Below are 22,589 nucleotides of genomic sequence, written 5' to 3' on the forward strand. Positions count from 1 at the left end.
AACAGCGTGACACCCGCGTGAAATTGCCGTGCACGGCCTGCGCCGGTTCATTTTCTCCAGTCCGGAGCGGGACATGTCGTCCGTAAAGAAAAACTTTCTGTTGTTGATGACGCTGCAGGTCTCGACCTACGTCGTACCGCTGCTTACGCTGCCGTTGCTCACCCGCGTTCTTGGCCCTGAGGGCTACGGCCAGCTTGCGTTCGCGCTGGCTGTCATCACCTATTTCATCAATTTCACCAATTACAGCTTCGATCTAACCGCCACGCCGCGCATCGCGCTCGCACGCGGAAATCGCGCCGAGCGCTCGCGCGTGTTCTGGGCCACTTTTCTCGCGCAGGTGGCGATCACCGTGGCCGGATTCGTCATCCTGCTCGCGTTGACCTTCATCGTCGATCGCTTCGCCTTCGACCGCACGCTGCTGATCATCGGCTTCGGCATGACCATCGGGGCCGCGCTCACACCGAGTTGGTACTTTCAGGGCGTGGAGAACCTGCGCACGATGAGCCTGCTGCTATTCGCCAGCCGCGCGCTCAGCGTCCCCGCGATGTTCCTGCTCGTGCGCGAGCGTTCCGACGTCACACTCGCGATGGTCGTCAACGCCGCCGTGCCGCTTGGCTCGGGCATCGCGATCTTCGTCTACATGTTCATCCGACGTGAGGTTGAATTTGTTCGAGTAAGCATCGCGGATATCGTCGATGCACTAGCCGGCGGCTGGCAAGTATTCCTCGCGTCGACGTCGGTCGCGTTCTATGCATCGACCAATACCGTGCTGCTTGGCTTTGTCTCAGGCAACGTCGCCGCCGGCTATTTCGCCGCGGGCGACAAGCTGATCCGCGCCGCGATCAGCATGTTGCAGCCGATGAAAGCCGCTGCGTACCCGCACATCAGCTACCTGATGCACCATGCGCGTGAAGATGCGATGACCTTCCTGCGCAAGTTGTTCGTAGTTCAGGGCGCGATGGTGTTGGCGATCTCGCTATGCATCTTTTTCTGCGCGCCGCTTGCGGTGCGCATTCTGTACGGCGCGAACTACGAGCCGACGATCGGCGTGCTGCGCTGGATGGCGTTCATTCCATTTATGGCGGGGATGACGGATCTGTTCGGCGTACAAACGATGCTGCCGCTGGGTATGAAGACCGCGTTCAGCCGCGTGCTGATCTCCTCCGGCTTCCTCAACGTTGCTCTGCTGCCGTTGCTCGCGAAGTGGTTCGCCGAACAAGGCGCGGCCGCCGCGGTGTTGGTCGCGGAGAGTGCAGTGGCGGCCGCGCTGGCTTACATTCTTTATGTGCAAGGCGTGTCGCTGATTGGGCGGGCGGCGCCGCGGCAATAGCGATTGCGAAAAAAATGCGCTATCGTTTCCAACCGTTTGGGTCAATTTTTTTGGCGTACTGCTTGAATTTTAATGGATGTGCGGTGACACACCGAAGCGCCTCGTGTTCGACTGTAATGTAAAGAACTTTGCATACACGTACCCACCCGCATGATTGGATGCCGCAGCCACGGGGTAGGGTCACGAAGACAATGCTGCAATCGATGCGGATCGTCCATATCCTATGGACTTCCTCGATAACCAGATCCAGGGCCACTGAATGGCAAACCCTCCAGCAAATGGCCGTTTAGACCACATCGACGCGATGCGCGCTATCGCGGTATTGTTCGTTATCTGGACGCACTATGCCGAACTGCTCGCCCCTCTGGCCGGATCTCAACATGGATTGGATGCACTGCAGCGTTCAGTTAACTTCGGGCGCGTCGGTGTCGTGATTTTTTTTGGAATCAGCGGAATGCTGATTCCAAACAGCCTGCGGGGCAGCATCGCCGATGGTACGCGTAAATTTCTGATACGCCGTTTCATGCGGCTGTATCCCGCATTCTGGTTTTCGATACCGCTTGGATATTTTGCGTACTGGACGCTGTTCCAACAAAAGATGAGTAGCATCGGCATTCTTGTCAACCTGACGATGATTCCGACGGCATTCGGCTTCGACACAATCATGGGCCACTACTGGACATTGGAAACCGAATTGTATTTCTATATTCTATGTCTAGTTTTGTTCTGGGGTGGCTTGCTGCATCAAATGCGCGCACTCGTTACCGCCAGCGCGGGACTATGCATACTGTTCGTCTTGACCACTGCATTGCATGTCATTCCTAGTCATGCATTGGGACAGTACAAAGGAATGCTGTATCATTTGTCCATCATGTTCTGGGGTGCAGTATTCCGCAAAGCGTACGACGAACCCAACGCAATCTTGTTTATCTGGCCGCGCAGGGGCTCTACCCCTACCTTGTCGATGACCTACCGTGGCGTATTGATCGCGTTGACCGCACTGATCGCTTTAACTGCGGTGGCAATAACTCTCTACAATCTTCGACGCCATGATTATGCGCACGTTTCGTCGTCGATCGGCTACCTCGTCGGCATCACGTTGTTTGTCAGCTTCGCAACCACATTCAAGGTTCATCGCCGGTCATTTGCTTGGTTAGGCAGACTCAGCTACTCCGTGTACCTACTGCATGGCATACCGCTATATCTCGTGTTCTGGCTGTGTAGGCACTATCAATGGACTGGTGCGCCGCTTGGTGTCTATATGCTTGCCCCGTTGGTGCCGGCAATCGCACTGTCCTGGCTGAGCTTCAAGTTTTGCGAAGCGCCTAGCATCCGCGCGGGACATGCGCTGACCTGCGCGCGCCAGACCCACTTGACGGAGCGGGCCCGGCCCGCTGTAGCATGTTCGCAGCGCTCCTGAAACGCAGGCGCCAATTCCGCGCTAACCCCATGCGTCGGCAACGCTCATTGCACGAGCGTCGAGTCGTAGTACTCCGTCGCTACGCCTTGCTGCTGGCAATGCTTTCTTTTACGGCGCTATAGGCTGGCTTTTTCGTGACACCATCCGACTCGATCAGGCCATAGCCATCGTCAGCCGACATGTCGAATAGTTCATACAGCTGGATCGACTGCAACAAACTGTACTGCGACTTGAGCTTCACGAACTGCCGCGTTTGAGTGGCCAGATAACTCGCTTGTGCATTAAGCAGCGTGTTGCCGGACTGACCATACGGTCGATAACCATACTCGGAAATCCAGATCGGTCGCCGGAAGCGCCGCGTCAACTCATGAAGCACGTCGATACCGTTTGCATTCGTGATGTCCCCCATATCGCTATACCAGTGCCAGGAGGTGACATCCCAATTGACGCGTGGTCCACTCGTTCCACCTTGTGGATCCGTGCCGTCGGCCAACATTTGCAGAATACCGAAGTGCAACCACCCGGCGGTAACGGCCACTGCCGCGCGGGGATCTGCGGCGCGTACACCATCGATCATGCCGCGTATCATCCCGCGATAAATAAAGTACGGCGTCGCTCGGTAGTCGGTGCGAAAGTTGCCGCCACGGGAGACGAAACCGATTTCCATTTCGTTACCGCACTCATACAACAGCACCTTGCCCTTTAGAATACTTGCGATGGAGTACGCGAGCTGAAAGCTATTGCTGTACGCAGAGGCTTCATCGGTATTGGATAGCTTTGGGGTAATCACCACTGAAACGCTAATGCCAGTCCCCCTCAATGTGTCAACGAAAGATGCAATGCTCTTTGCTCCAATCGTATCCCAGACGTCTTGGCGAACATTCGAAATGCCAAGGTCGCGCATGTAGGCTATCTGTGTGGCAAACGCCGTGCCATACGCATTACCCGAATTAATGTGTCCGTTAATCCCGAAGAATCCAGACGACACGGCATTGTAGCTGTTCGACGACATGGAACTGGATGTTGCCGCGACACTGGAGGTCGTCACACTGACGGGTGTAGTACTAGCAGCACTCGAAGCCGATGCTGCTGAACCTGACGAAGCTGCGCCACTGCTGGGCCAGCGGCGCGCGCGGCCGAGACTAGCAGCCCCTACCTCGCTGCTTGCACACACCGCCAGCGCCATCGTTCCGGCAGTAGCAACCAGTGTGCGAAGGAATTCACGTCGCACGCATAGCGCGCCTTTCGCACCGCCTTGGGAATCCAAATCGACGTTTGAGGCGCAATGGTAAGCGCTTTTAGATGAATTTCTCTTCTTCGAAATCATGAATTTGAATGTATAGTCATACAAAGGTCGATCATCGAAACGCACTTGCCTTCGCCAAATATTTGACGAAAGCACTTCGTGCCCGTGCCACATTGGACGCGACGAAGAACCGCACCTCTGGAACACCGGGCGTCGTCTTGCACTTCGTAGGAATGGAACTTCTTCGTGACGAAACGGTGGATTGAAGCCGGACGCACAGTGACACAGGGTGCGGATGGCAATCGACAGCCGAATCGACGAACCCGAAGCTAGCCAGCGAGCAAATTATTTGCACGCACAGCTAAGAGAACTAGGATGACGCTTCATGCGTCAAAAGAACGAGAGTACATTTTACTTGGTTTGGGCACTTGAAAAGATTGATGTTTCGCTGCACACACGCTGACGACGCATAACGTAGCCCATTACCGTGCTCGACCCAATGTACCGGCAATATGATGTACCCGGTATGGCTGTCGCCAACAGCAAGCACCCTATCTATGCGCCCGCCGCCGGCACGTCTTTAATTCGAAATGGTACGTCAACGCACTGATACGCGTTGGATCGTACGCGATGCTATGCCCAATAACCAAAGCGTATACGCCCCTCCCGGCTCAAGTGCGTCACAAGATGCGACGGTAATGGCCCGATGCCATGACGGCAATAGCCAGCGGTTGCTTCAGTGATTGATTGCGGAACACCCTGTGAGATGAACGACACGAATTCGAACCATCGCGGCCGCACTCTGTCTGCCGCACCAGCGCGTCCCGGCGATGGGCAGCACGTCGTCGGTCCATCATGGAACGAGAGGTTTGGCTCCGGTACGGCACGTGGTGCCTTTAAGGCAGTGGATCGTTATTATCTGGTGTGGGCATTTTTTGTGCCGATCACGTCCGTGCTGGTGTTTCCCAGTGTGCAAGGCACCACGCCGGGTTATTTGATGTGCTTCTTATCACTGGCAATCGCCATGCTGTATGGAGGCGGCGAGCGTACCCGCTATTTGCGTATCCTTTTAACCGCGATTTTTGTCTGGGTATTGCTGTTCACACTGACGCAGCTAGCCGACCTGACCGACGGTTATACGCCTGACCTCGACACGTTATCGCTGGTCAATCCGTATGACCATTCGTTTGTCATGCGCTCTTCGCTTTTCACGCAATCTCTCTATGTCGTCGCGGTGGTTCTCTATGGCACCTACCTGTACGTCTACTACGATGACGCATGGGATCGCATCATCGTTGCCTCCGGCGTACTGTTTGCCGTGTACGGACTTTATGAGTGCGCCTACTATTTTGTAACCGGCCAGTCGGGCGACTTTCTGTCCAATCGTCAGTTCACCAACACACTGGCCCGGCCGCTGCCCAAGGACATCGTCACGGGCAGCGACTTTCAGACAATGGGCGTCGGCGGTATTTCAATGCAGCGCCTGAAGTCGCTGACGGGTGAACCGTCGATGTATGTGCTGTCGATGTTCCCGTTCTGGGTCTATGCCCGCACCGTGCAACGGTCGCGCTGGCCCGCGATCATGATTGGCGTGTCGCTCGTGATGACGGCCTCCACGACGGCGATGGTCGGCTACCTGTGCTACCTCGGCATCCGGATGATGCACACGCGGATCAATATCATCAAGCTGGTGCTAGCCGCGCTTGCCATCATCGCGATCGTCATCGTGTTTAACGAGCAAGTCGTGCAATTGGCGGATGACGTGGTGATCAAGAAACTCACCGGCGCCAATTCATCGGGCCAGGAGCGCTCGGCCGGGTTCATGGCTGCTATCGACTTCTGGCTCAATGCGCCCGTTGCGAATAAGCTGGTGGGAATCGGCTTCGGCTACATCCGCACCACCGACATGTTTTCAACGCTGCTAGTCAACAATGGCCTGCTGGGCATCGCCCTGTTCAGTGGGCTATTGCTGTATCCAGCATTCAAGCTCGATTGGGCGCCAAAGGCAATCGCACTACGGCAATGCTGCGTCGCGACCTATATGATGATGATGGTATCGGTGCCGGAGTTCTCGTATCTTGCACCGTGGAGCTTCGTTGCATTCGCCTATTGCCGGCTGTATCACCGCAATCGCGCACGACAGGTCGCGGACCGGCATGAAGTGGAGCTGACCGCGCGCACCTCACACATGCGCGAGGCTTGACGCGCGGGGCAGCGCTTCTTGGTTCCCGGCGCCTCGCTACAATCCAGCGTCGGATAGCTCCGCTGCCACAGGTAGTATTACTCCGCCAGGGTCGGATGGCCGCTAATTGTCAGCGTAAAGCCGTCGGCGCCGGCTTTCAACCGCGCGGGCACGCCCACGGGCAGCGTCACAGTATCCGCGCCGTGGCCAAAACGCAGCCCGGTGATCACCGGAATACCGGTCAGCGCGCGGATCTGCTCGACCATCGCGTCAAAATCATAGCCATTGTCATAGTCCGACAACCGCACCCCGGTGAAATCGCCGAGCACCAGCGCCTGTTGGCGCGGTAGGATGCCGGCCAGATGCAATTGGTACAGCATCCGCTCGACGCGGAATGGATGTTCGTTGGCGTCCTCAACAAACAAGATGCCCTCATCGATGTCCGGCAAGTATCGCGTACCGGCCAGCGCGGCGATCGTCGCGAGATTGCCGCCCCACAGCGTGCCGTGCAGGTCGACGTCGTCAGGCTGCGGCGTCGGCTCGCCAATCGTGAATTCCGGTTTGCTAATCGCCGTCCAGAAATGCTCGACTGTGAATTCGCTCAGTCTCGGCGCGCCAAAGTTGCTGCTCAGCATCGGGCCGCCGAACGTAATGAGGCCGCTGTGCGCGAACAGCGCCATCTGGATCGCGGTGAAGTCACTATGGCCGCAGATCGCGATCGGTTCACCAGCCAGCCGGCGTTGTAATCCCGCGTAGTCCAGTCCATGCAGCAACCGAATCGCGCCGTAGCCGCCGCGCACAGCCAGCACGATGTCCGGCAGCGCCCGCGCAGGGTCTGCAAGCCGATTCAGATCCGCGGCCCGTTGTGTATCCGTGCCCGCGAAGCGCTGGAAGCGCCGCTCGCTCGTATCAATGCCCCGAATGTGATGGCCAGCATCGACCCAGCGCGCCAGCGCCCGGGCAACGGTTTGTGGATCCTGCGGGTAGCCGCAAGGGGCAATCAGTTCGATCGTGCGGGGCTTCATGACACTCCTGTGCGGGGAAAGACGGTGCGCGGCGCGTACTGCGACCCGTGCCAGCACGGCGCGACGTCAATTGGGATCACATGGCACGACGTCGACCGGGATCAATTTGCATCGCCGAGTGTGCGCGACGCGCGCAGCTGCCGGCGGCGCTCGACGAAGAACTGGCTTAGCTCGTGCGAGCATTCATCGGCCAGTACGCCGCCAACGACGCTTGCATGATGATTCAACCGCGGCTGCGCGAACACGTCAACGACACTGCCACACGCGCCAGTCTTCGGATCATGCGCGCCGAACACCACTCGAGCGATGCGCGCATGCATGATCGCGCCCGCGCACATTAGGCACGGCTCGAGCGTTACATATAATTCGCAGCCCGGCATCCGGTAATTAGACAACGCCTGTGCAGCCGCTCGCAGCGCGACCATCTCCGCATGCGCAGACGGATCGTGAGTGCTGATCGGCTGGTTGAAGCCCTGCGCAATCACTTCATCGCCCCGCACGATCACGGCGCCCACCGGCACTTCGCCAATCGCATAAGCGTGGCGCGCGGCGGCGCGCGCCAACGCCATGAAACGCAGATCCCGGGCCAACGGGCCCGCGTCAGACAAACCGCTGTTGTGCATGCAAGCTCCGCGTCGAAGGGTCGCTCAGTCGATCACTGCTGGCGCGACGGCACCGCCACAGCCAGCTAGGCGTTCAGCGACACGGCGGCAATACTCGTGCGGCACCACCATCGGCCCGTCACGCAGCGATTCGAGCGCCATGGTCAGCGCCAGCCACTTCGCCCGCAGGCGATGCTGCTCCGCGCGGCCGCGGCGGCGATGCGCTGTTCAACCAGCACGTCGAGCAGTTTCATAGACGGACAAGATTCGAAATGCGCGTCAAGGATACCAAACTCTAACGCGGTTCAACCGCCGTCGCGCGAAGTGCAATGGAGCCGGCACTCTATTGCAGCGATCAACCGCTCCAGCCATGCGCGCAGCAGCGTATCGGACCCGACGAGCAGGATCGAGGTGGCGATAACGCCGTACACCTGCTGGCGTCGAACCTTGACGCTCGCCTCCGGCACCAACCAGTTCGCGCTGTCGACCAGCAACAGCAGCGTTTTCAGGCCGATGACGATCGGCCACAGGCATGCCAGCCTCAGGCGCGGCGCCGAACGGCGGATCGCCAGCGTATAGTCGATTGCGTCGCGGAACTGGTCCAGCGCATGGCGCACGAGTTCTAACATCACCGGGCGCGCACGGCCAGCCGCCTCGGCAGTCAACAGATCCTGCGGCGTCAAGCCGTACCGCTCGAGCATCGTGGACGGCAAGTAGCAGCGGCCGGTCCGCAGGTCCTTGGCGCAATCGCGCAGCACGTTAGTCAGCTGCAGTGCCCTACCAAAACGCACACCGCGCTCCGACATCGCCACGGGGTCGCCGTGCAGCGCGCGTGGCAGATGCGTATAGGTCATCTCGGTCCAGAACGCGCCGACGCAGCCGGCGACCATGTAGGTGTACTGATCCAGCTCGTGCCATGCACGTAACGCCACGATCTGCCCGGAGCGCTCGTGCGCAAACGTGATCAAATCGAATTCCATACCGCGTGTGAGTGTCGACACAATGTCACGGACCGCCTCGCGATCGCGCTCGTCCAACTGCTGCAGGATCGCCAGTGCCGGCTCGAGCGATTCCAGCAGCCGCCGCTCGTCGGACTGTTGTTGCGCAGCCAACTGCCCGGCAATCTCGCGCAGTGGCCCGCAATCGTGTTCGTCGCCATTCACGTGCGCACGCAGTGTCAATAGCATTTTCAGCCGCAACGCGGGCTCGATCAGCGGTGTGTCTGCGATCGTGTCGGCGGCGCGCGCCAGCAGATACGCCAGGCCCACCGGGTCCCGCATGCCGGCGGGCAACACGCGCAGCGTCAAGTAGAATGAGCGGGACACTCCCTTGAGCAGCGGACCGAGCAGGAAATCTCGCGCCGGATCACGCATGGATTGGTCAGCAGCGGTCACGGAGGCGGGCGGTTGCGAGCCGGCCACCGGCCCGGCGGCACACCGCGCGTGCGCTGCAGCGCAACCGGAGCGAGAGTCGAACGATGAATCGGACATCGCGCAGCCATGAATTAACAGTCACAGCCAGCATTGTACCGGTTCACGGATTGGCGTCGACGCGCGTCACGTTGAACAGCATGCCGCCCTTGCACGACGTTTGCATTATCGCGCGAAGCCGGTCTCTCTTTTCCTGTTTAATGTAGAAAGCTACGCCGCGAACCATCAAGTTTTGGTAGGAACACATCATGTTGTCTGCGAACCCAATCTCGATATCGTAGGCATTGCCCCACTCACGAGGAACGATCTTGCCGGCAAACGAGCAATATCCCTCTGTTCCTTTGATCCTGCCCTGGTAATCGATCGTCATTTCAAGTATGCCCGGCATATTGTCAAGTATGCTCGGCATATTGGTCTCGTTGACATGGTAGTCACGTTTGCTGGACATGCCTTTGTATGTCCCGGCTACTTTGCTCACAGCCGGCGTGGTATGTAACACTGTGCTGATACTGCCATTGAAGTCGAGCGGCGGCAGTCCCTCGGCGGATGCGACGAGGTGAATCGATCGCCGATTGAGGTACGCGTCGTTGACCTCTTCGGCAGTATTCTGATAACTGAAACGCCGCTTGGACGCGGTTGAGACTAGGTTGGACGCGGTTGAGACTAGTGTGGAACCGACGATGGAAGTCAGCGAACGGCCGGAAGCGGGCAACGCCGTTAATGTGACCTTGATTGCAGGCTGCTCCTTTCGATAGAGGATTCCCTTCCCGAGATTGCCGAGATCGCCAACAACGGCATCACCTATGTCGTCGGCCTCACCTATGTCTTTGCCATCAGTATATATCGCATAAAACCTGCCCGCCGGGGTGACCAACGCGGTGAAACCGTAGATGTCTCTTACGCGGCCGACGTATTGGCCTTGTGCTTCGTGCATCTCCACAAGTCCGGTCTGTACATCGGCGTCTGCGACTTGAGCGGCGGGCTCGGGTTCGGTCTGTACGCCGAGGTCCGCGACTTGGGCAACGGGCTCGGAGTCGGTCTGTACGCCAACGTCCGCGACTTGGGCGGCGGGCTCAGAGTCGGTCTGTACGCCGAGGTCCGCGACTTGGGCAACGGGCTCGGAGTCGGTCTGTACGCCAACGTCCGCGACTTGGGCGGCAGGCTCAGGTTTGGTCTGTACGCCGACGTCCGCGACTTGGACGGCGGGCTCAGGTTCGGTCTGTACGCCGACGTCCGAGATCCGCGCTTCGTACTCGCCCACGCCCACATTCAAGTCATTCACCACAGCTTCGCTTACGCTGTGGCCTGTCCGCCAAGTACTACGCCTCTTCCTGCCTTTGTCGTGATTCAGACTACCAATCTCGACCTTTCCATCCGTCGCATAAAATCGGCCTACATTTGTAATGTTGATGATATTCGTCGTATGGGCCGAATTTGTCGTAAGGGCTGGAGAACCGGCCGTGGTACCGGTGTGCTGGCCTTGTACGGGATCCATTGGCGACCGGGCCCGCTCTCGTTCCCCGTCCGCCTCTTTGACGACTACGCGTTGGACCCTGTCATCATCAGACTTGCCGCCGCCGCCCCCACATGCCCCCGCAGCACCCATAAGCATCACAGCGACAAACCGGATTATTCTGTAACGTAATGCCCTGATAAGCCAACCGGATGCGGCTAAATCCTTCAAGGCCGCGTTGGCGTGCACCGATTCACTTGCGGTTCGAGCGTCTTTTAACGCCGCCCTATTCCGCTTCCTTTGCTCGAAAACTAGATTAAACGGCACCGCTTTTTTACTCAATTGCTCAATCCGTGTAAAGCTGTCTTTTGCTCAACTCAAAACCGTGTGATCGATTCCCAATGCCATGCGTGATGCACTCGATTTCGAGAAATCAACACGACTGAAAAAGACCCGCGAGATATTGGCCACCCATAGCCTGTCTATTGCCGCCGGCCACTTTTCTTTTGTGCTTGGCGAAACGCGCCGGGCCACTCAATCATCTTGCTTGAAACAAGCCACCTCGGCGCAACATCGAACAACATAGGAATACCCGCGGCCGACGGGTGTTCAAAACATCGATGACAACGCCACACGGCAGAGTAGTGTCAGTGGCGTGACATTCTACAACCGGGAAACGGGATGCGGCAGTCTATCGTCACGGAAGCTGGCATGTACAGGCGGCGAGACGCCCAAGATGTAATCGAGTCGGACAAGTATTTGCCATCGGGTCAGGCAAATATTCGCCGGCGACCAGATTGTTGCAGATCTTGGCCATCTGCCCCATGCCCGGTTCACCGCAACGAACGACGTTCTTTCCCATGCTCAGCAACACCAGTTGAATGCGCTCGAACAACTGCATGTCAGCGCCGACCATGAAAGTGAGCGTACCGGCCTGCGCGCGCCGCCGCTGCCCGCCGAAACAGGCGCGTCAGCAAACAGATTGCGCTGCCAGCCGACTGCCGCCGCAACGGCTTGCTCCGTCGCTGGATCGATCTTGTTTGAATCGACTTCGCGACACCATCCACGATTGCGCCGACCGACGCGCGAGCCGGATGGCGCAACAGCGATAATCGATATCCGACATATGACGGGCGCTCGCTTCGCTGCCGCGCTCGTCCAGCTATTTCTGGAACACCACATGTCAGACAACGGTCCTTACCTCACCACACCGCCACGACTGGGACCCATTGAAACAACAACGCCCACGCCCGTGAGTTCAGGCGCGCGTCCGGCACCTGCGCCTTCCCAGATACCATCGTGGGGGCCGGTCGCTGCTCTGCGCAATCTTCTCTGGACTGCAAATGGACCCTTCGCCAATACCATGCCGCAGTTCCTGAACCAATCGCAGGCGTACTTTTTCCCTTATAACTCATTCCCCCCCGCTGCCCTAATAGCACCGCCTTCGCCTGCCGAGCCGCAGTCCTGCACACCGCAACCTTCCGCGCCGCCGCTAGATAGCAGCGTGGAACAGGCTGAATACGAACGTGTCGGGGCAGCCGTCAGAGGCGCGTTGACCCCACTGCAACGAGACCTGCATGACAGAATGTGCGACCCGACACGGCCTCCGGTTACGACTCAAGAAATCGAGAAAGCCAACGACCATGCGCTGATCGAGGCAATACACGCGAGCTTGCAAAAGAGTCCGTAACACGAGCCAGCACGAGGATGCGGACTTCACCGCTGACCGCTCGCAAGTCTTCGCTGCCCGACACCTCCCGCTAGTTAACCCGCCCGCCTGTAGCCTGCAGGAAACGATGCGACGCTGTTGATAAATTCCAACAGTCATCCGCGCGGGAACCCGTATTATGAAGATTATGTTGGCTACCCGCTTCGCGACTTCCCAATGCCGCCGTCTGCGCCGCCCTACTCGCTACCGCCCGTCGTCGTGTGGTTTCGCGACGATCAACGCCTAGCCGACAATCCCGCGCTCGAATACGCCATTGCCACGGGTCACCCTGTCGTGTGCGTGTATGTTCACGACCCGGCGCCACGAAATACGCGCCCGCCGGGCGCAGCTGGGCGCTGGTGGCTCCATGAATCTCTACACGCACTCAATGCTGCGCTCATCGCGTTGGGCGGCGAATTGACTGTCCTTCACGGCTCCGAGTCGCAGACCATTGAAGCGTTCGCCGTGGCAATCGGCGCGATCAAGGTGTGCTGGAATCGCAGGTATTCGGCGTCGCAACGCGAAACCGACATCGCGATCAAGACGGCGCTCAAAGAACGCGGCATTGCGGCTTTCACCTTCAACGGACACCTGCTGCGAGAGCCGTGGACCGTCGCCACGCGAGATGGCCGTCCGTTTCAGGTCTTCGGCGCGTACTGGCGCGCCGCGCGCCACGAGTATTGCCCTGAAGCGCCACGGCCCGGACCTCAGCGAATCGACTTCTTTCCGGTGCCGGAAAACGTCGCCGTGGCGGCACGCGTAAAAAATCTGTCTGCACTGGCGCTCCAGCCTCGCACACCCGACTGGGCCGGTGGACTGCGCGAAACGTGGCAATGCGGCGAGCAAGCAGGATGGACGCAGCTAGACGATTTTCTCGCGAACGCGCTGACCCGCTACGCAAGTGGCCGCGACGTGCCCGCGATGCAGGCAACCAGTCGACTGTCTCCGTATCTTCGCTTTGGCAATCTCTCGGCACGGCAGGTATGGCATGCCGTACTGTCTGCGGCACGCGCCGCGCACCGCTGCGGCAATGGGCGCAGCACGTCCACCGCGAGCGGCAGCGTGGATAAGTTTCTTGACGAGCTTGGCTGGCGCGAGTTCTCATACTATCTGCTCTACCATTGTGCGCCGTTGCATCAAGTCAATTTCAAACGGCAATTCGACACCATGCCGTGGCGTGTCGATGCCACAGATCTGCGCGCGTGGCAGCGCGGCCGCACCGGCTATCCGCTTGTGGACGCCGGCATGCGCGAACTGTGGCATACCGGTTGGATGCACAATCGCGTGCGGATGGTGACGGCATCGTTCCTGGTCAAGCATCTGCTCATCGACTGGCGTGAAGGAGAGACCTGGTTTTGGGACACGCTCGTCGATGCCGACGGCGCTAGCAACCCTGCGAATTGGCAATGGGTAGCCGGCAGTGGCGCCGATGCAGCGCCGTACTTTCGCATCTTCAATCCGGTACTACAGGGGCAGAAATTTGACCCGCAGGGCGACTATGTGCGGCGCTGGGTGCCCGAACTCGCGCGCTTATCGGCCGGATGCATCCATGCGCCGTGGCACGCACAACCCGCACAACTGGCTTCTGCGTCGGTTCGGCTCGGGCAGGACTATCCGCTGCCGGTGGTGCCTCACCAACAGGCACGCGAACGGGCGCTAAAGGCGATGGGGTGTATGCGTGGACGTGAATCGGGCAGCTGCGGCCCATCGTCATGACCGAGCTGATTTGCGCGGCTTGACGGCGAGATGCCGAGTGCCGTCGCTTTCACATCGTCGTTGAAGCGACGACTCTAGGCCTGCAAGCGCAGCCTCCACGATTCTCGAGGCAAGTCAGTTTTCCGTTATGGCGACACAATCCTTTGTGCTATAGTCACTCACAACCTTAGGAAGCCAACGCTTTGAAAATAACGGCAAGCCTTGCACCATCTCTGCCAAAACGGCTTTTATACGAGTTCGCTGAACTTGATCATCGGGCTTTTTCAACAATTGCCCCATCAAGGTGCCAATAAGAAAGAAGTCTGACGTCTCCAGCCCTCGGGTCGTCATCGCGGCGCTGCCAATCCGAATGCCACTGCACCGACTCGGCGGCTGCTTATCGAACGGAATCATGTTTTTGTTTGTAGTGATGCCCACGTCTGTAAACAGTTGCTCCGCTTGCTGACCTGATAAACCCAAACTTGTTACATCCGCAAGTATCAAATGGGTATCGGTGCCGCCCGTGATCAGCCGAACGTCCTGCTGCCGAAGACTTTCAGCCAACGCTTGAGCGTTGTCTAGAACAGCTTGTGCATACGTTGCAAACTCGGGTTCGGCCGTTTCTTTGAAAAGTGCGGCCCTTGCTGCAATCATGTCTACCTTGGGCGCGCCTTGAATGCCAGGAAAGATAGCCCGATCGATCGCCTGTGCCCACGCCTGCCGACACATTAAAACGGATCCGCCGCGCGGTCCCCGCCATGTTTTGTGCGTGGATGATGTGACAAAATCAGCATGCGGTACGGCAGACGGGACCACGCGCGCCGCCATCAAGCCCGACACATGGGCAATATCAGCCCACAGCAACGCGTCAACCTCTTTGGCAATATCGGCGAATGCTGCATAGTCAATATTGCGCGGATACGACGAGGCACCGCATATGATCAGCTTAGGCCTCACTTTGTTGGCGATACGGCGCACCGCATCCATGTCGATTCGCTCGGTTTGCTCGCTCAAGCCATAGTGTATTGCCTGATATAAGCGACCACTGATATGAAACGCCGCGCCGTGGCTTAAGTGGCCACCGTCGGCTAAGCGCATAGACAATATCGTGTCACCTGGCTCCAGGACGGTTTGCAAGATGGCGATATTTGCTATGGTGGCGCTCATTGCTTGGACATTGGCATGTTCGCACCCAAATAGGTCTTTCAATCGTGCAATGGCCAACCTCTCGATCGCGTCCACATGCTCGCAACCCGCGGCAAAGCGTTTGCCGGGATAGCCTTCGGCATTTTTGTCGGCCAGCACACTGCCTTCCAATGCTCGGCATCGAGGCGATGAAAAATTCTCCGAAGCTACGAGTGTGACAGAGGCTCGTTGCCTTACACTTTCAGATGCGACCAATTGAGCAAGTTTGGGATCGTTAATAGCCAGCTCATCTTGCCATCGCCGCTCCCAGTTGAAGCTTAAGTTATTTTTTTCGATACCATCCATTTTCATTGCCTAATTAATTTAAAAATTCCATTATATTGAGTTTCCGACTTGGATTGCCACCATTTTATGCAAGCATCAGCAAGACACGAAACTGAGTCTATCAAATCGTTGCCTTGGGCACGCGTCGATAGCACTATAGGTAACTCAGTGCAACCTAAAATAATTACGTTTGGATGTCGTGACTGACATGCTTGAAGCAAATGCGCCATTTTTTGTGATGCGTGGTCAATTTCTCCTGTCTTTGCCAAAGTAATGACGATATGAGTTAAATCAACTATGTCGTCGCCAATCTCAATCAAACGCACCCCGACATTTTGCAAGGCGTTGTCGTATAAGCGATATTTGATCGTGGATCGTGTGCCCAACACAAGTGCATTTCCTGCGCCCAAAAGCGCAGCTCGTTGGGCAGTAGCAGAAACCATGTCAATGAGTGGAATGGACAATGATGAAGCGAATTCATGGCGCCAATAATGGGCAGTATTGCATGGCATAGCTACTGCACCACACCCAGCTTTTTCCAATTGTCTCAAGCGGGCATCAATCGTCGCTGGCACGTTAGTATCGTCTGTCTCGACCGATTGTGATCGATCTAGAATTTCAGGGCACGACAAAAGGACAAAAGGAACGTGCTCTTGGTCAATCGTCGCGGACGAGCGTTGAGCAAGTATGCGTAGAAAATATGCTGTTGCTTCGCTACCCATGCCGCCCAAAATGCCGAGGCGACCTTGCCCTAGTGAACCGTCTATCATCAATAATGTCTCCACCGAACGAGCAACGAAAGCTTAGTACCCTTTATTAGACTGTGAGGAACCGCTACTGGTGTCACTGGCACCAACATTTTTACCGTACATGGTTATACATAGCGCACTGCCAATAATCATGACCGCACCTACTACGGCTAAAGTTGACATTACTGTTCCCCAAAACAAGTATTCAAATAACATCGCCCATATCACGCCGAAGTAACTTATTGGCGCAAGCCGTGACGCTGGCGCGTTTCTAAACGCTATCGTCAACATGAGTTGCCCCAGACCAGCAGCCAACCCAAGTAGTGCCATATAACCTAAATCTTTTATGGTTGGCACCGTCCATGAGATAAAAAGCGAAAGACCACTTAAAACAGTTGCAATAAGTGTAAAATATAACACAATCGCCACAGGCCCTTCAGTACGCGAGAGTCGTTTAATTTGTATGACAGAGCCGGCGCCGAATGCAGCGCTTAATAGAGCCAAGCTTGTACCTAACAATGAGGCATGCTTCCCGGCAAGCGGCGAAATCAACATTACACCAACTAATCCTGCTATTAGAGCCAATACCGTCGCAGCCCGTACGCGCTCACCTAAACACGCGGCAGCGAACGTGGCGATAAAAATCGCTTCTGTATACTGCAATGTCACAGCAGTTGAAAGAGGTAAATAAGGTAAGCTAGAAAAAAATAGCCCCATCGAACTGAGTGCCATTGTTGCCCTAAGGAAATGACTCCAAAGACGATATGGCTTGAGCTTTACGCATAGTTGACCATAAGGCCAAAGCGCAAAAACGGCAGGAATTAAGCCAAACAACATTCGAAAGAATGTAATTTCGTTTGCTGGATACCGTGTTGAAAGATGTTTTGCTATCACTCCCACCATAGAGAAAAGCAAGATAGCACCGAACATAAAAGCAACCCCACGTGCTTCCCGTTGGTAAAGCATCCGCATCAACTTTCTGCCGAAGAGAAATGACATATCAATAATCTGTAAATTTATCTTTACACGCAATATTTATGAATTTTTCTTCTAACTCATGAATTGCGTCTCTAGAATGTGCAATCGTGAGAATTTCAAAGTGTTGAGTATTTTGCAAATCCTCAGCCGAAACGACGATACCGGTGCCTCGATCCCTGGTAAAGCCAAGCCCTTCCTGCTCCAATAGCTCACGCAACACATTAAATTTTACATTACTTGTTAAATCCGTGCGTGTTGCAGCAAAAAACGATTTATCTGTACCGCCCGTAATCTTGTCGATCACCGCTTTGGCTGCCGTAAAGCCGCCATGACGTGCATTGATTTCATTGACTATGATTTGATTACTGGCGCATACGATCGCATCAACACTGATGGGGCCACGGTGTCCCAGCGAGGCAATATGATATGCTAGCTTATACCCTTCGGCTATGAGCTGATGAACCATTGTGTCGGGCAAATTGGTCGGCCAAAACATACCCGCATAGGCGGGTGCCAACCGAATATCGGCAACACCATTGAGAACGACCTTGTTATCTCCCAAAAGATAATGCACCCCAACTGAGTGAACATTATGATAATAAACTTCAACAATAAAAAAGGGGGACGAGCCTTGGCTCAATTCATAATAAACGGTTTGCGCAATGTCATCGTATTCTTGTGAATCTGACACGGGGTAAATTTTGTGCGTGCCCGGAGCATTTTTAAGTTGGTGGTGCGTAATCAGCACATTTCCCTCTGCACCAAGGTGGCGGTCTACTTTTACAATACAAGATCCAGTAGTAGAAATAAGCTCGGATAGCGCGAAAGCCAACTGCTCCGACGTGGCACAAACACGCCCTGAGGCAATGGGTACGTTTAATCCGGCCGCAATTGCGCGAAAGACGCGTTTGTCATTGAACAAATCTGCCGCTTCGCACGTAGGCGTTCCCCATGTCCCGAATCGAACAGGAACATCGATCAACTTCCCAAAATCGAACGCATCCGCATCAGCGATAAACGGTTCAAGATTCCATGAACGCCCATCAAAGTTAATTTTTTCAATTCTACTTAAAAATTTGTTTATTTTAAGATTTTTTAAATTTAAAACCCCACAATCTTTTACACCATCATACACATCGATTACTTCTATAGAACCCTGAGGATACCGGCAAAAATCTTCAACATACCGAACGTAATCAGGATCTCCTGCACAGGGAGTAATCATCACGTCTCCTGGTCGCATTGTCCATAAATAACGACGAGCCACGTTGGCGCCGTGCTGAATATAACGCTTATTACCAGACTGGCTTAATCCAGAAATCATGGATTCAGCACACCCGTTACCAAAAAAAATTTTCATCTTTAATTCCAATCAATATAAATTTAAACTTATGCCATCAATAAATCGCACAAACAAATTTCAACCAATTTAAATTTTAACTCAAAAATTAATGATTTTGCCAAACACCCTTTATTTATTAATAAGAAAATATTGTTTTTGATTCGCTTGTAGGCCAGCATCACAATTGGGGGAGGACACATGGCATGTACTTTGCGATCGTTTGTGGTAATGCATTAAAATCATGAAGCCGGCCGGCGATCGTGCTACGCATTAAGCAAATCCCGCCGACACGCGTGCATAATGGCTATCGCAAGCATTTTGGGATATGTTACCGAGGGAATGGAGAGTGATGCCATCATGTTGGCATGCAGGGTATCGCCGCCCTGGGGTTTTAAAGTATGAGGTGGCCATACTATCCGGTGAAACCGACACGAATTTTCTGGCCAACATCGATTTCACATCTCCATCATCGAATGACGCCCGGGGACTTGCCGCCAAGCCAATTCATTGATTTGCTTGAACAAGCCATAAATGACGCGCGGCACAATGGCGACAGGCATGAAGTCGGTATCCAGGACAACGTGGCCGAGAGCGAAGAGCGCGATTGGTAAACCGGCTCAAACAGTTTACTGCCGAACCGGCATCAGCGTGCATCGCCATCAACCGGAGAACATCAAGTATCTCCAGGGCCTTTGGCAATGATGCGAACCGACATGCACGGCAGCGGATGCCATGCACCTCATCGCGTCAGCACGCCTCGTTCAGCTGATCGAGAATAGCCGGGTTTTCCAGCGTCGACACGTCTTGCGTGATCGCCTCGCCCTTGGCCAGCGAACGCAGTAAGCGACGCATGATCTTGCCGGAGCGCGTCTTCGGCAAGTTGTCGCCAAATCGGATATCCTTCGGCTTGGCAATCGGACCGATCTCCTTCGCGACCCACATCCGCAGTTCGTTTGCTAGCTTCACGGCCTCGTCGCCCTGCACACGTGCGCGCTTGAGTACGACGAACGCGACCACCGCTTCGCCGGTCGTGTCATCGGGCCGGCCGACGACCGCCGCTTCGGCGACGATCGGATTAGCCACCAGCGCCGACTCGATTTCCACCGTGCCGAGCCGGTGACCGGACACATTCAGCACATCGTCAATGCGTCCCATGACCGTGAAATACGTGGTTTTCTTGTCACGTATGCCGCCGTCTCCGGCAAGATACAGTTCGCCACCAAGCTCCTCGGGGAAATAGTTTTTCTTGAAACGCTCCGGATCGCCCCAGATCGTGCGGATCATCGACGGCCACGGACGCTTGATCACGAGGATCCCACCCTGTCCGTTCGGCACGTCCTGACCAGTCTCGTCGACGATTGCTGCCATGATGCCCGGCAACGGCAGCGTGCACGAACCCGGCACGAGCGGCGTGACGCCGGGCAGTGGCGTGATCATGTGGCCGCCAGTCTCAGTCTGCCACCACGTGTCGATGACCGGGCAGCGCTTGGCGCCGACCTGCTCGTAATACCAAACCCACGCTTCGGGGTTAATTGGCTCGCCGACGGTGCCGATGATGCGCAGTGACGACAGCTCGTACGCGCACGGATGGCATGCCGGGTCGGCATCCGACGCCTTGATTAGCGAGCGGATCGCGGTCGGCGCCGTATAGAACACGGTGACCTTGTGTCGCGCGATCATATCCCAGAAGCGGCCCGCATGTGGATACGTCGGCACGCCTTCGAACACGACTTGCGTTGCGCCACACGCAAACGGACCGTACGCGATATACGTGTGGCCGGTGATCCAACCAATGTCGGCGGTGCACCAAAATACGTCGTGCGGCTTAATGTCGAACGACCACTTCATCGTCAGCGCGGCCCACAACAGATAGCCGCCAGTGCTGTGCTGCACGCCCTTGGGCTTGCCGGTCGAGCCCGACGTGTACAGGATGAACAATGGGTGCTCCGCGCTGACCCATTCAGGCTCGCATTGCTCGGGCTGGTTGTCGACCAGCTCGTGCAGCCAGTGATCGCGCCCGTCGTGCCACACGATGTTGCCGCCCGTGCGGCGATAGACAATGACATCCATGACCGCGTCGCAGCCGCCCATTGCGAGCGCCTCGTCGGCAATGTTTTTGAGCGGCAGCGCCTTGCCGCCGCGCATCTGCTCGTCGGCGGTCACCAGCACGACGGCGCCCACGTCGACGAGTCGCTCATTGAGTGACTTTGATGAAAAACCGCCGAATACGACAGAATGTGTCGCGCCGATCCGCGCGCACGCCTGCATTGCGACCACGCTCTCGACCGACATCGGCATGTAGATCACGACACGGTCGCCCTTGCGCACGCCGCGCGACCTCAGCGCGTTGGCGAATCGGCACACGCGCCGGTGCAACTCGCGGTAAGTGACCGGCGTCACCGTGCCGTCGTCGGACTCGAACACGATCGCCGTCTTGTCGCCGTGTCCGGCAGCGATCTGCCGGTCCAGGCAATTGTATGATGCGTTGAGCTGGCCATCGTCGAACCACGTATAAAACGGGGCGTGAGACTCGTCCAGCACCTTTGTGAACGGCTTGTGCCATTCGAGATGCTCGCGGGCCAGACGCGCCCAGAATCCTTCATAGTCGCGCTCGGCCTCGTGCATGAGCGTCCGATAGGCATCCATGCCAGCAATGGTGGCTGCCGCTGTGGTCTGCGCGGACGGAGGAAATACGCGCCGCTCTTGCAAGACTGATTCAATAGCAGACATCGAACTACTCCTCTGATGATGAAATGAACAAAATCGTTATCATGCGCCGCCGCATATCAGCACCAGTGTCTCCGCCCCGCTGTGGCCAGTGCCGTCTGGCTGCGGCACGCACGCGTCTGGTGTGCAGGTCACATAGCTTTACGATGCCGTATCGCGTTACCTACGATTTACGCTGCTGCAATGCAGCGAAGGCGACCACGCATCTCCTCCGCGCTGGCGCGCTTGCCGACATCCAGGCAGCACTCTACAATGTCAAGTCAATTAAGAAAACGTCCGACAGTATCGAGTTGCTACTGATGCCGCCGTTCGGCGCCGGCTCGCTCGCCACATTCAATGATGCGGCGGTGCCGGCCAGTCAGTGTATGGGCGATGGTGCTTTAGTATAGCCTGGCGGCAAGCGCGTTTTCGTTTTGGCTATGGATGAAGAGCATCCGCCGCACATCGAACTGCACCGCGCTGGCCTGTGCATGCTTTGGGCTGCACCGTAACCGAGCAGATTGGCGGCATAGGCCAGCACAGCACAGCACAGCAATCTTACTGCAACACGGTACAATACTCGCATTTTTGAACCCACTCTGGCGTCCGCTTGCATCCGTGCGTGAGCATGGGCAGTACGGCGCCGTTTGCTCAGCTGCACGATGTCTTCCTGTCACTCGCCTTCTCCTGAGCATGGCACACGCCGTATGCGCGCACTGCCGTCGCTGATCTTCTTCAGTCGCTGGCTGCAACTACCCCTGTACCTGGGCTTGATCCTCGCACAGGCCATCTACGTTTTCCTGTTCCTGAAAGAGCTCTGGCACCTGGTGTCGCACGCGGCCTCGTTGACCGAGACCAATGTAATGCTGGTGGTCCTCGGGCTGATCGACGTCGTGATGATCTCGAATTTGCTGATCATGGTGATTATCGGCGGCTACGAGACGTTCGTGTCGCGACTGGGTCTGGAGGGCCACCCGGACGAACCGGAGTGGCTTGACCACGTCAATGCCGGCGTGCTGAAGGTCAAGCTATCGATGGCACTGATCAGCATCTCGTCAATCCACTTGCTCAAGACCTTCATCGATCCCGACCAGCATTCGTCACAAGCGGTGATGTGGCAAGTGCTGATCCACGCCGCGTTCCTGCTATCGGCACTCGTGATGGCCTGGGTGGACCGGCTCACATCGCACGCGCCGCATGCGCCTGTTTCAGTCGCCGCTTCGAACCACGATTGAGCGTTGATTCCGCTGCCA

The 22,589-nt window shown here is 56.5% G+C and carries 20 protein-coding genes and 1 pseudogene; 9 read left to right on the forward strand and 12 right to left on the reverse strand.

Going from position 1 to position 22,589, the window contains the following annotated elements:
• Nucleotides 1-73 precede the first annotated feature (73 nt).
• A complete protein-coding gene (locus KQH55_RS07435; protein WP_076786861.1) occupies nt 74-1,330 on the forward strand; it encodes an oligosaccharide flippase family protein in 1,257 nt (418 codons plus the stop codon).
• Nucleotides 1,331-1,589: 259 nt separating this feature from the next.
• Nucleotides 1,590-2,750, forward strand: coding sequence for an acyltransferase (locus KQH55_RS07440; RefSeq protein WP_076795466.1), 1,161 nt, complete (start codon nt 1,590-1,592; stop codon nt 2,748-2,750).
• Between the two features lie 79 nt (nt 2,751-2,829).
• Here KQH55_RS07440 and KQH55_RS07445 read toward each other — a convergent pair whose 3' ends face one another.
• A complete protein-coding gene (locus KQH55_RS07445) occupies nt 2,830-4,122 on the reverse strand; it encodes a hypothetical protein (RefSeq protein ID WP_235090518.1) in 1,293 nt (430 codons plus the stop codon).
• 640 nt (nt 4,123-4,762) lie between these two features.
• Here KQH55_RS07445 and KQH55_RS07450 point away from each other — a divergent pair.
• Nucleotides 4,763-6,199: a hypothetical protein gene (locus tag KQH55_RS07450; protein WP_235090519.1), complete on the forward strand. Its 1,437-nt coding sequence runs from the start codon at nt 4,763-4,765 to the stop codon at nt 6,197-6,199.
• A gap of 77 nt (nt 6,200-6,276) precedes the next feature.
• Here KQH55_RS07450 and ldcA read toward each other — a convergent pair whose 3' ends face one another.
• From ldcA to KQH55_RS07470, 4 genes and pseudogenes are all read right to left on the reverse strand, one after another.
• Nucleotides 6,277-7,203, reverse strand: coding sequence for a muramoyltetrapeptide carboxypeptidase (gene ldcA / locus KQH55_RS07455; protein ID WP_076786851.1), 927 nt, complete (start codon nt 7,201-7,203; stop codon nt 6,277-6,279).
• A gap of 101 nt (nt 7,204-7,304) precedes the next feature.
• Entirely contained in the window at nt 7,305-7,826 is a 522-nt protein-coding gene (tadA, locus tag KQH55_RS07460; protein ID WP_076786849.1) for a tRNA adenosine(34) deaminase TadA, read from the reverse strand.
• 24 nt (nt 7,827-7,850) lie between these two features.
• Nucleotides 7,851-8,012: pseudogene (locus KQH55_RS07465) on the reverse strand (DUF1992 domain-containing protein); the annotation flags it as partial.
• Nucleotides 8,013-8,110: 98 nt separating this feature from the next.
• Entirely contained in the window at nt 8,111-9,178 is a 1,068-nt protein-coding gene (locus tag KQH55_RS07470; protein ID WP_076797215.1) for a phytoene/squalene synthase family protein, read from the reverse strand.
• On the opposite strand from KQH55_RS07470, the gene KQH55_RS16535 reads away from it, so the two are divergent.
• A complete protein-coding gene (locus KQH55_RS16535; RefSeq protein ID WP_255763097.1) occupies nt 9,177-9,308 on the forward strand; it encodes a hypothetical protein in 132 nt (43 codons plus the stop codon). The two genes, KQH55_RS07470 and KQH55_RS16535, sit on opposite strands and share 2 nt — an antisense overlap.
• Before the next feature lie 30 nt (nt 9,309-9,338).
• Here KQH55_RS16535 and KQH55_RS07475 read toward each other — a convergent pair whose 3' ends face one another.
• On the reverse strand, nt 9,339-11,030 hold the full coding sequence (locus tag KQH55_RS07475) for a hypothetical protein (RefSeq protein ID WP_235090520.1): 1,692 nt from the start codon (nt 11,028-11,030) through the stop codon (nt 9,339-9,341).
• A 64-nt stretch (nt 11,031-11,094) separates the two neighbouring features.
• On the opposite strand from KQH55_RS07475, the gene KQH55_RS07480 reads away from it, so the two are divergent.
• Nucleotides 11,095-11,274 (forward strand): hypothetical protein, encoded by a 180-nt coding sequence (locus tag KQH55_RS07480; protein WP_139337367.1) that lies wholly within the window; start codon nt 11,095-11,097, stop codon nt 11,272-11,274.
• Between the two features lie 111 nt (nt 11,275-11,385).
• On the opposite strand, the gene KQH55_RS16860 is transcribed toward KQH55_RS07480, so the two are convergent.
• On the reverse strand, nt 11,386-11,604 hold the full coding sequence (locus KQH55_RS16860; protein WP_373566371.1) for a hypothetical protein: 219 nt from the start codon (nt 11,602-11,604) through the stop codon (nt 11,386-11,388).
• A gap of 969 nt (nt 11,605-12,573) precedes the next feature.
• On the opposite strand from KQH55_RS16860, the gene KQH55_RS07490 reads away from it, so the two are divergent.
• Nucleotides 12,574-14,112 (forward strand): deoxyribodipyrimidine photo-lyase, encoded by a 1,539-nt coding sequence (locus tag KQH55_RS07490; protein WP_235090521.1) that lies wholly within the window; start codon nt 12,574-12,576, stop codon nt 14,110-14,112.
• A 114-nt stretch (nt 14,113-14,226) separates the two neighbouring features.
• Here KQH55_RS07490 and glyA read toward each other — a convergent pair whose 3' ends face one another.
• The 4 genes from glyA to KQH55_RS07510 are packed head-to-tail and all read right to left on the reverse strand — an operon-like array spanning nt 14,227 to nt 18,648.
• Nucleotides 14,227-15,582: a serine hydroxymethyltransferase gene (gene glyA / locus KQH55_RS07495; protein WP_235090522.1), complete on the reverse strand. Its 1,356-nt coding sequence runs from the start codon at nt 15,580-15,582 to the stop codon at nt 14,227-14,229.
• Between the two features lie 2 nt (nt 15,583-15,584).
• Nucleotides 15,585-16,331 (reverse strand): aspartate/glutamate racemase family protein, encoded by a 747-nt coding sequence (locus KQH55_RS07500; protein WP_235090523.1) that lies wholly within the window; start codon nt 16,329-16,331, stop codon nt 15,585-15,587.
• A 33-nt stretch (nt 16,332-16,364) separates the two neighbouring features.
• Complete coding sequence (locus KQH55_RS07505) at nt 16,365-17,309, reverse strand: DMT family transporter (RefSeq protein ID WP_235090524.1); 945 nt, start codon at nt 17,307-17,309, stop codon at nt 16,365-16,367.
• A 1-nt stretch (nt 17,310) separates the two neighbouring features.
• Nucleotides 17,311-18,648, reverse strand: a complete 1,338-nt coding sequence (locus KQH55_RS07510; RefSeq protein WP_235090525.1) for a peptide ligase PGM1-related protein — start codon at nt 18,646-18,648, stop codon at nt 17,311-17,313.
• Between the two features lie 455 nt (nt 18,649-19,103).
• Between KQH55_RS07510 and KQH55_RS07515 the strand changes: the two genes are divergently transcribed.
• Nucleotides 19,104-19,241 (forward strand): hypothetical protein, encoded by a 138-nt coding sequence (locus KQH55_RS07515; RefSeq protein ID WP_235090526.1) that lies wholly within the window; start codon nt 19,104-19,106, stop codon nt 19,239-19,241.
• A 136-nt stretch (nt 19,242-19,377) separates the two neighbouring features.
• Here the strand turns inward: KQH55_RS07515 and acs are convergent, their stop codons facing one another.
• Nucleotides 19,378-21,360, reverse strand: a complete 1,983-nt coding sequence (gene acs, locus KQH55_RS07520) for an acetate--CoA ligase (RefSeq protein WP_235090527.1) — start codon at nt 21,358-21,360, stop codon at nt 19,378-19,380.
• Between the two features lie 143 nt (nt 21,361-21,503).
• Here acs and KQH55_RS07525 point away from each other — a divergent pair, with 143 nt between their 5' ends.
• Nucleotides 21,504-21,746, forward strand: a complete 243-nt coding sequence (locus KQH55_RS07525; protein ID WP_235090528.1) for a hypothetical protein — start codon at nt 21,504-21,506, stop codon at nt 21,744-21,746.
• A 252-nt stretch (nt 21,747-21,998) separates the two neighbouring features.
• A complete protein-coding gene (locus KQH55_RS07530) occupies nt 21,999-22,571 on the forward strand; it encodes a TIGR00645 family protein (protein WP_235090529.1) in 573 nt (190 codons plus the stop codon).
• Nucleotides 22,572-22,589: the final 18 nt, after the last annotated feature.

Source organism: Mycetohabitans sp. B3 (assembly GCF_021498065.1).
Classification (GTDB): domain Bacteria; phylum Pseudomonadota; class Gammaproteobacteria; order Burkholderiales; family Burkholderiaceae; genus Mycetohabitans.

What these genes read in the sequence shown, in the direction of transcription:
- KQH55_RS07530 (WP_235090529.1), top strand. Translation starts at nt 21,999, where the DNA reads ATGTCTTCCTGTCACTCGCCTTCTCCTGAGCATGGCACACGCCGTATG.
- KQH55_RS07515 (WP_235090526.1), top strand. Translation starts at nt 19,104, where the DNA reads ATGACGCCCGGGGACTTGCCGCCAAGCCAATTCATTGATTTGCTTGAA.
- glyA (WP_235090522.1), bottom strand. Translation starts at nt 15,582, where the DNA reads ATGGATGGTATCGAAAAAAATAACTTAAGCTTCAACTGGGAGCGGCGA.
- KQH55_RS07505 (WP_235090524.1), bottom strand. Translation starts at nt 17,309, where the DNA reads ATGTCATTTCTCTTCGGCAGAAAGTTGATGCGGATGCTTTACCAACGG.
- KQH55_RS07510 (WP_235090525.1), bottom strand. Translation starts at nt 18,648, where the DNA reads ATGAAAATTTTTTTTGGTAACGGGTGTGCTGAATCCATGATTTCTGGA.
- acs (WP_235090527.1), bottom strand. Translation starts at nt 21,360, where the DNA reads ATGTCTGCTATTGAATCAGTCTTGCAAGAGCGGCGCGTATTTCCTCCG.
- KQH55_RS07525 (WP_235090528.1), top strand. Translation starts at nt 21,504, where the DNA reads ATGCCGTATCGCGTTACCTACGATTTACGCTGCTGCAATGCAGCGAAG.
- KQH55_RS16535 (WP_255763097.1), top strand. Translation starts at nt 9,177, where the DNA reads ATGGATTGGTCAGCAGCGGTCACGGAGGCGGGCGGTTGCGAGCCGGCC.
- KQH55_RS07435 (WP_076786861.1), top strand. Translation starts at nt 74, where the DNA reads ATGTCGTCCGTAAAGAAAAACTTTCTGTTGTTGATGACGCTGCAGGTC.
- KQH55_RS07500 (WP_235090523.1), bottom strand. Translation starts at nt 16,331, where the DNA reads ATGATAGACGGTTCACTAGGGCAAGGTCGCCTCGGCATTTTGGGCGGC.
- KQH55_RS16860 (WP_373566371.1), bottom strand. Translation starts at nt 11,604, where the DNA reads ATGGTCGGCGCTGACATGCAGTTGTTCGAGCGCATTCAACTGGTGTTG.
- KQH55_RS07490 (WP_235090521.1), top strand. Translation starts at nt 12,574, where the DNA reads ATGCCGCCGTCTGCGCCGCCCTACTCGCTACCGCCCGTCGTCGTGTGG.
- tadA (WP_076786849.1), bottom strand. Translation starts at nt 7,826, where the DNA reads ATGCACAACAGCGGTTTGTCTGACGCGGGCCCGTTGGCCCGGGATCTG.
- KQH55_RS07470 (WP_076797215.1), bottom strand. Translation starts at nt 9,178, where the DNA reads ATGCGTGATCCGGCGCGAGATTTCCTGCTCGGTCCGCTGCTCAAGGGA.
- KQH55_RS07480 (WP_139337367.1), top strand. Translation starts at nt 11,095, where the DNA reads ATGCGTGATGCACTCGATTTCGAGAAATCAACACGACTGAAAAAGACC.
- KQH55_RS07450 (WP_235090519.1), top strand. Translation starts at nt 4,763, where the DNA reads ATGAACGACACGAATTCGAACCATCGCGGCCGCACTCTGTCTGCCGCA.
- ldcA (WP_076786851.1), bottom strand. Translation starts at nt 7,203, where the DNA reads ATGAAGCCCCGCACGATCGAACTGATTGCCCCTTGCGGCTACCCGCAG.
- KQH55_RS07440 (WP_076795466.1), top strand. Translation starts at nt 1,590, where the DNA reads ATGGCAAACCCTCCAGCAAATGGCCGTTTAGACCACATCGACGCGATG.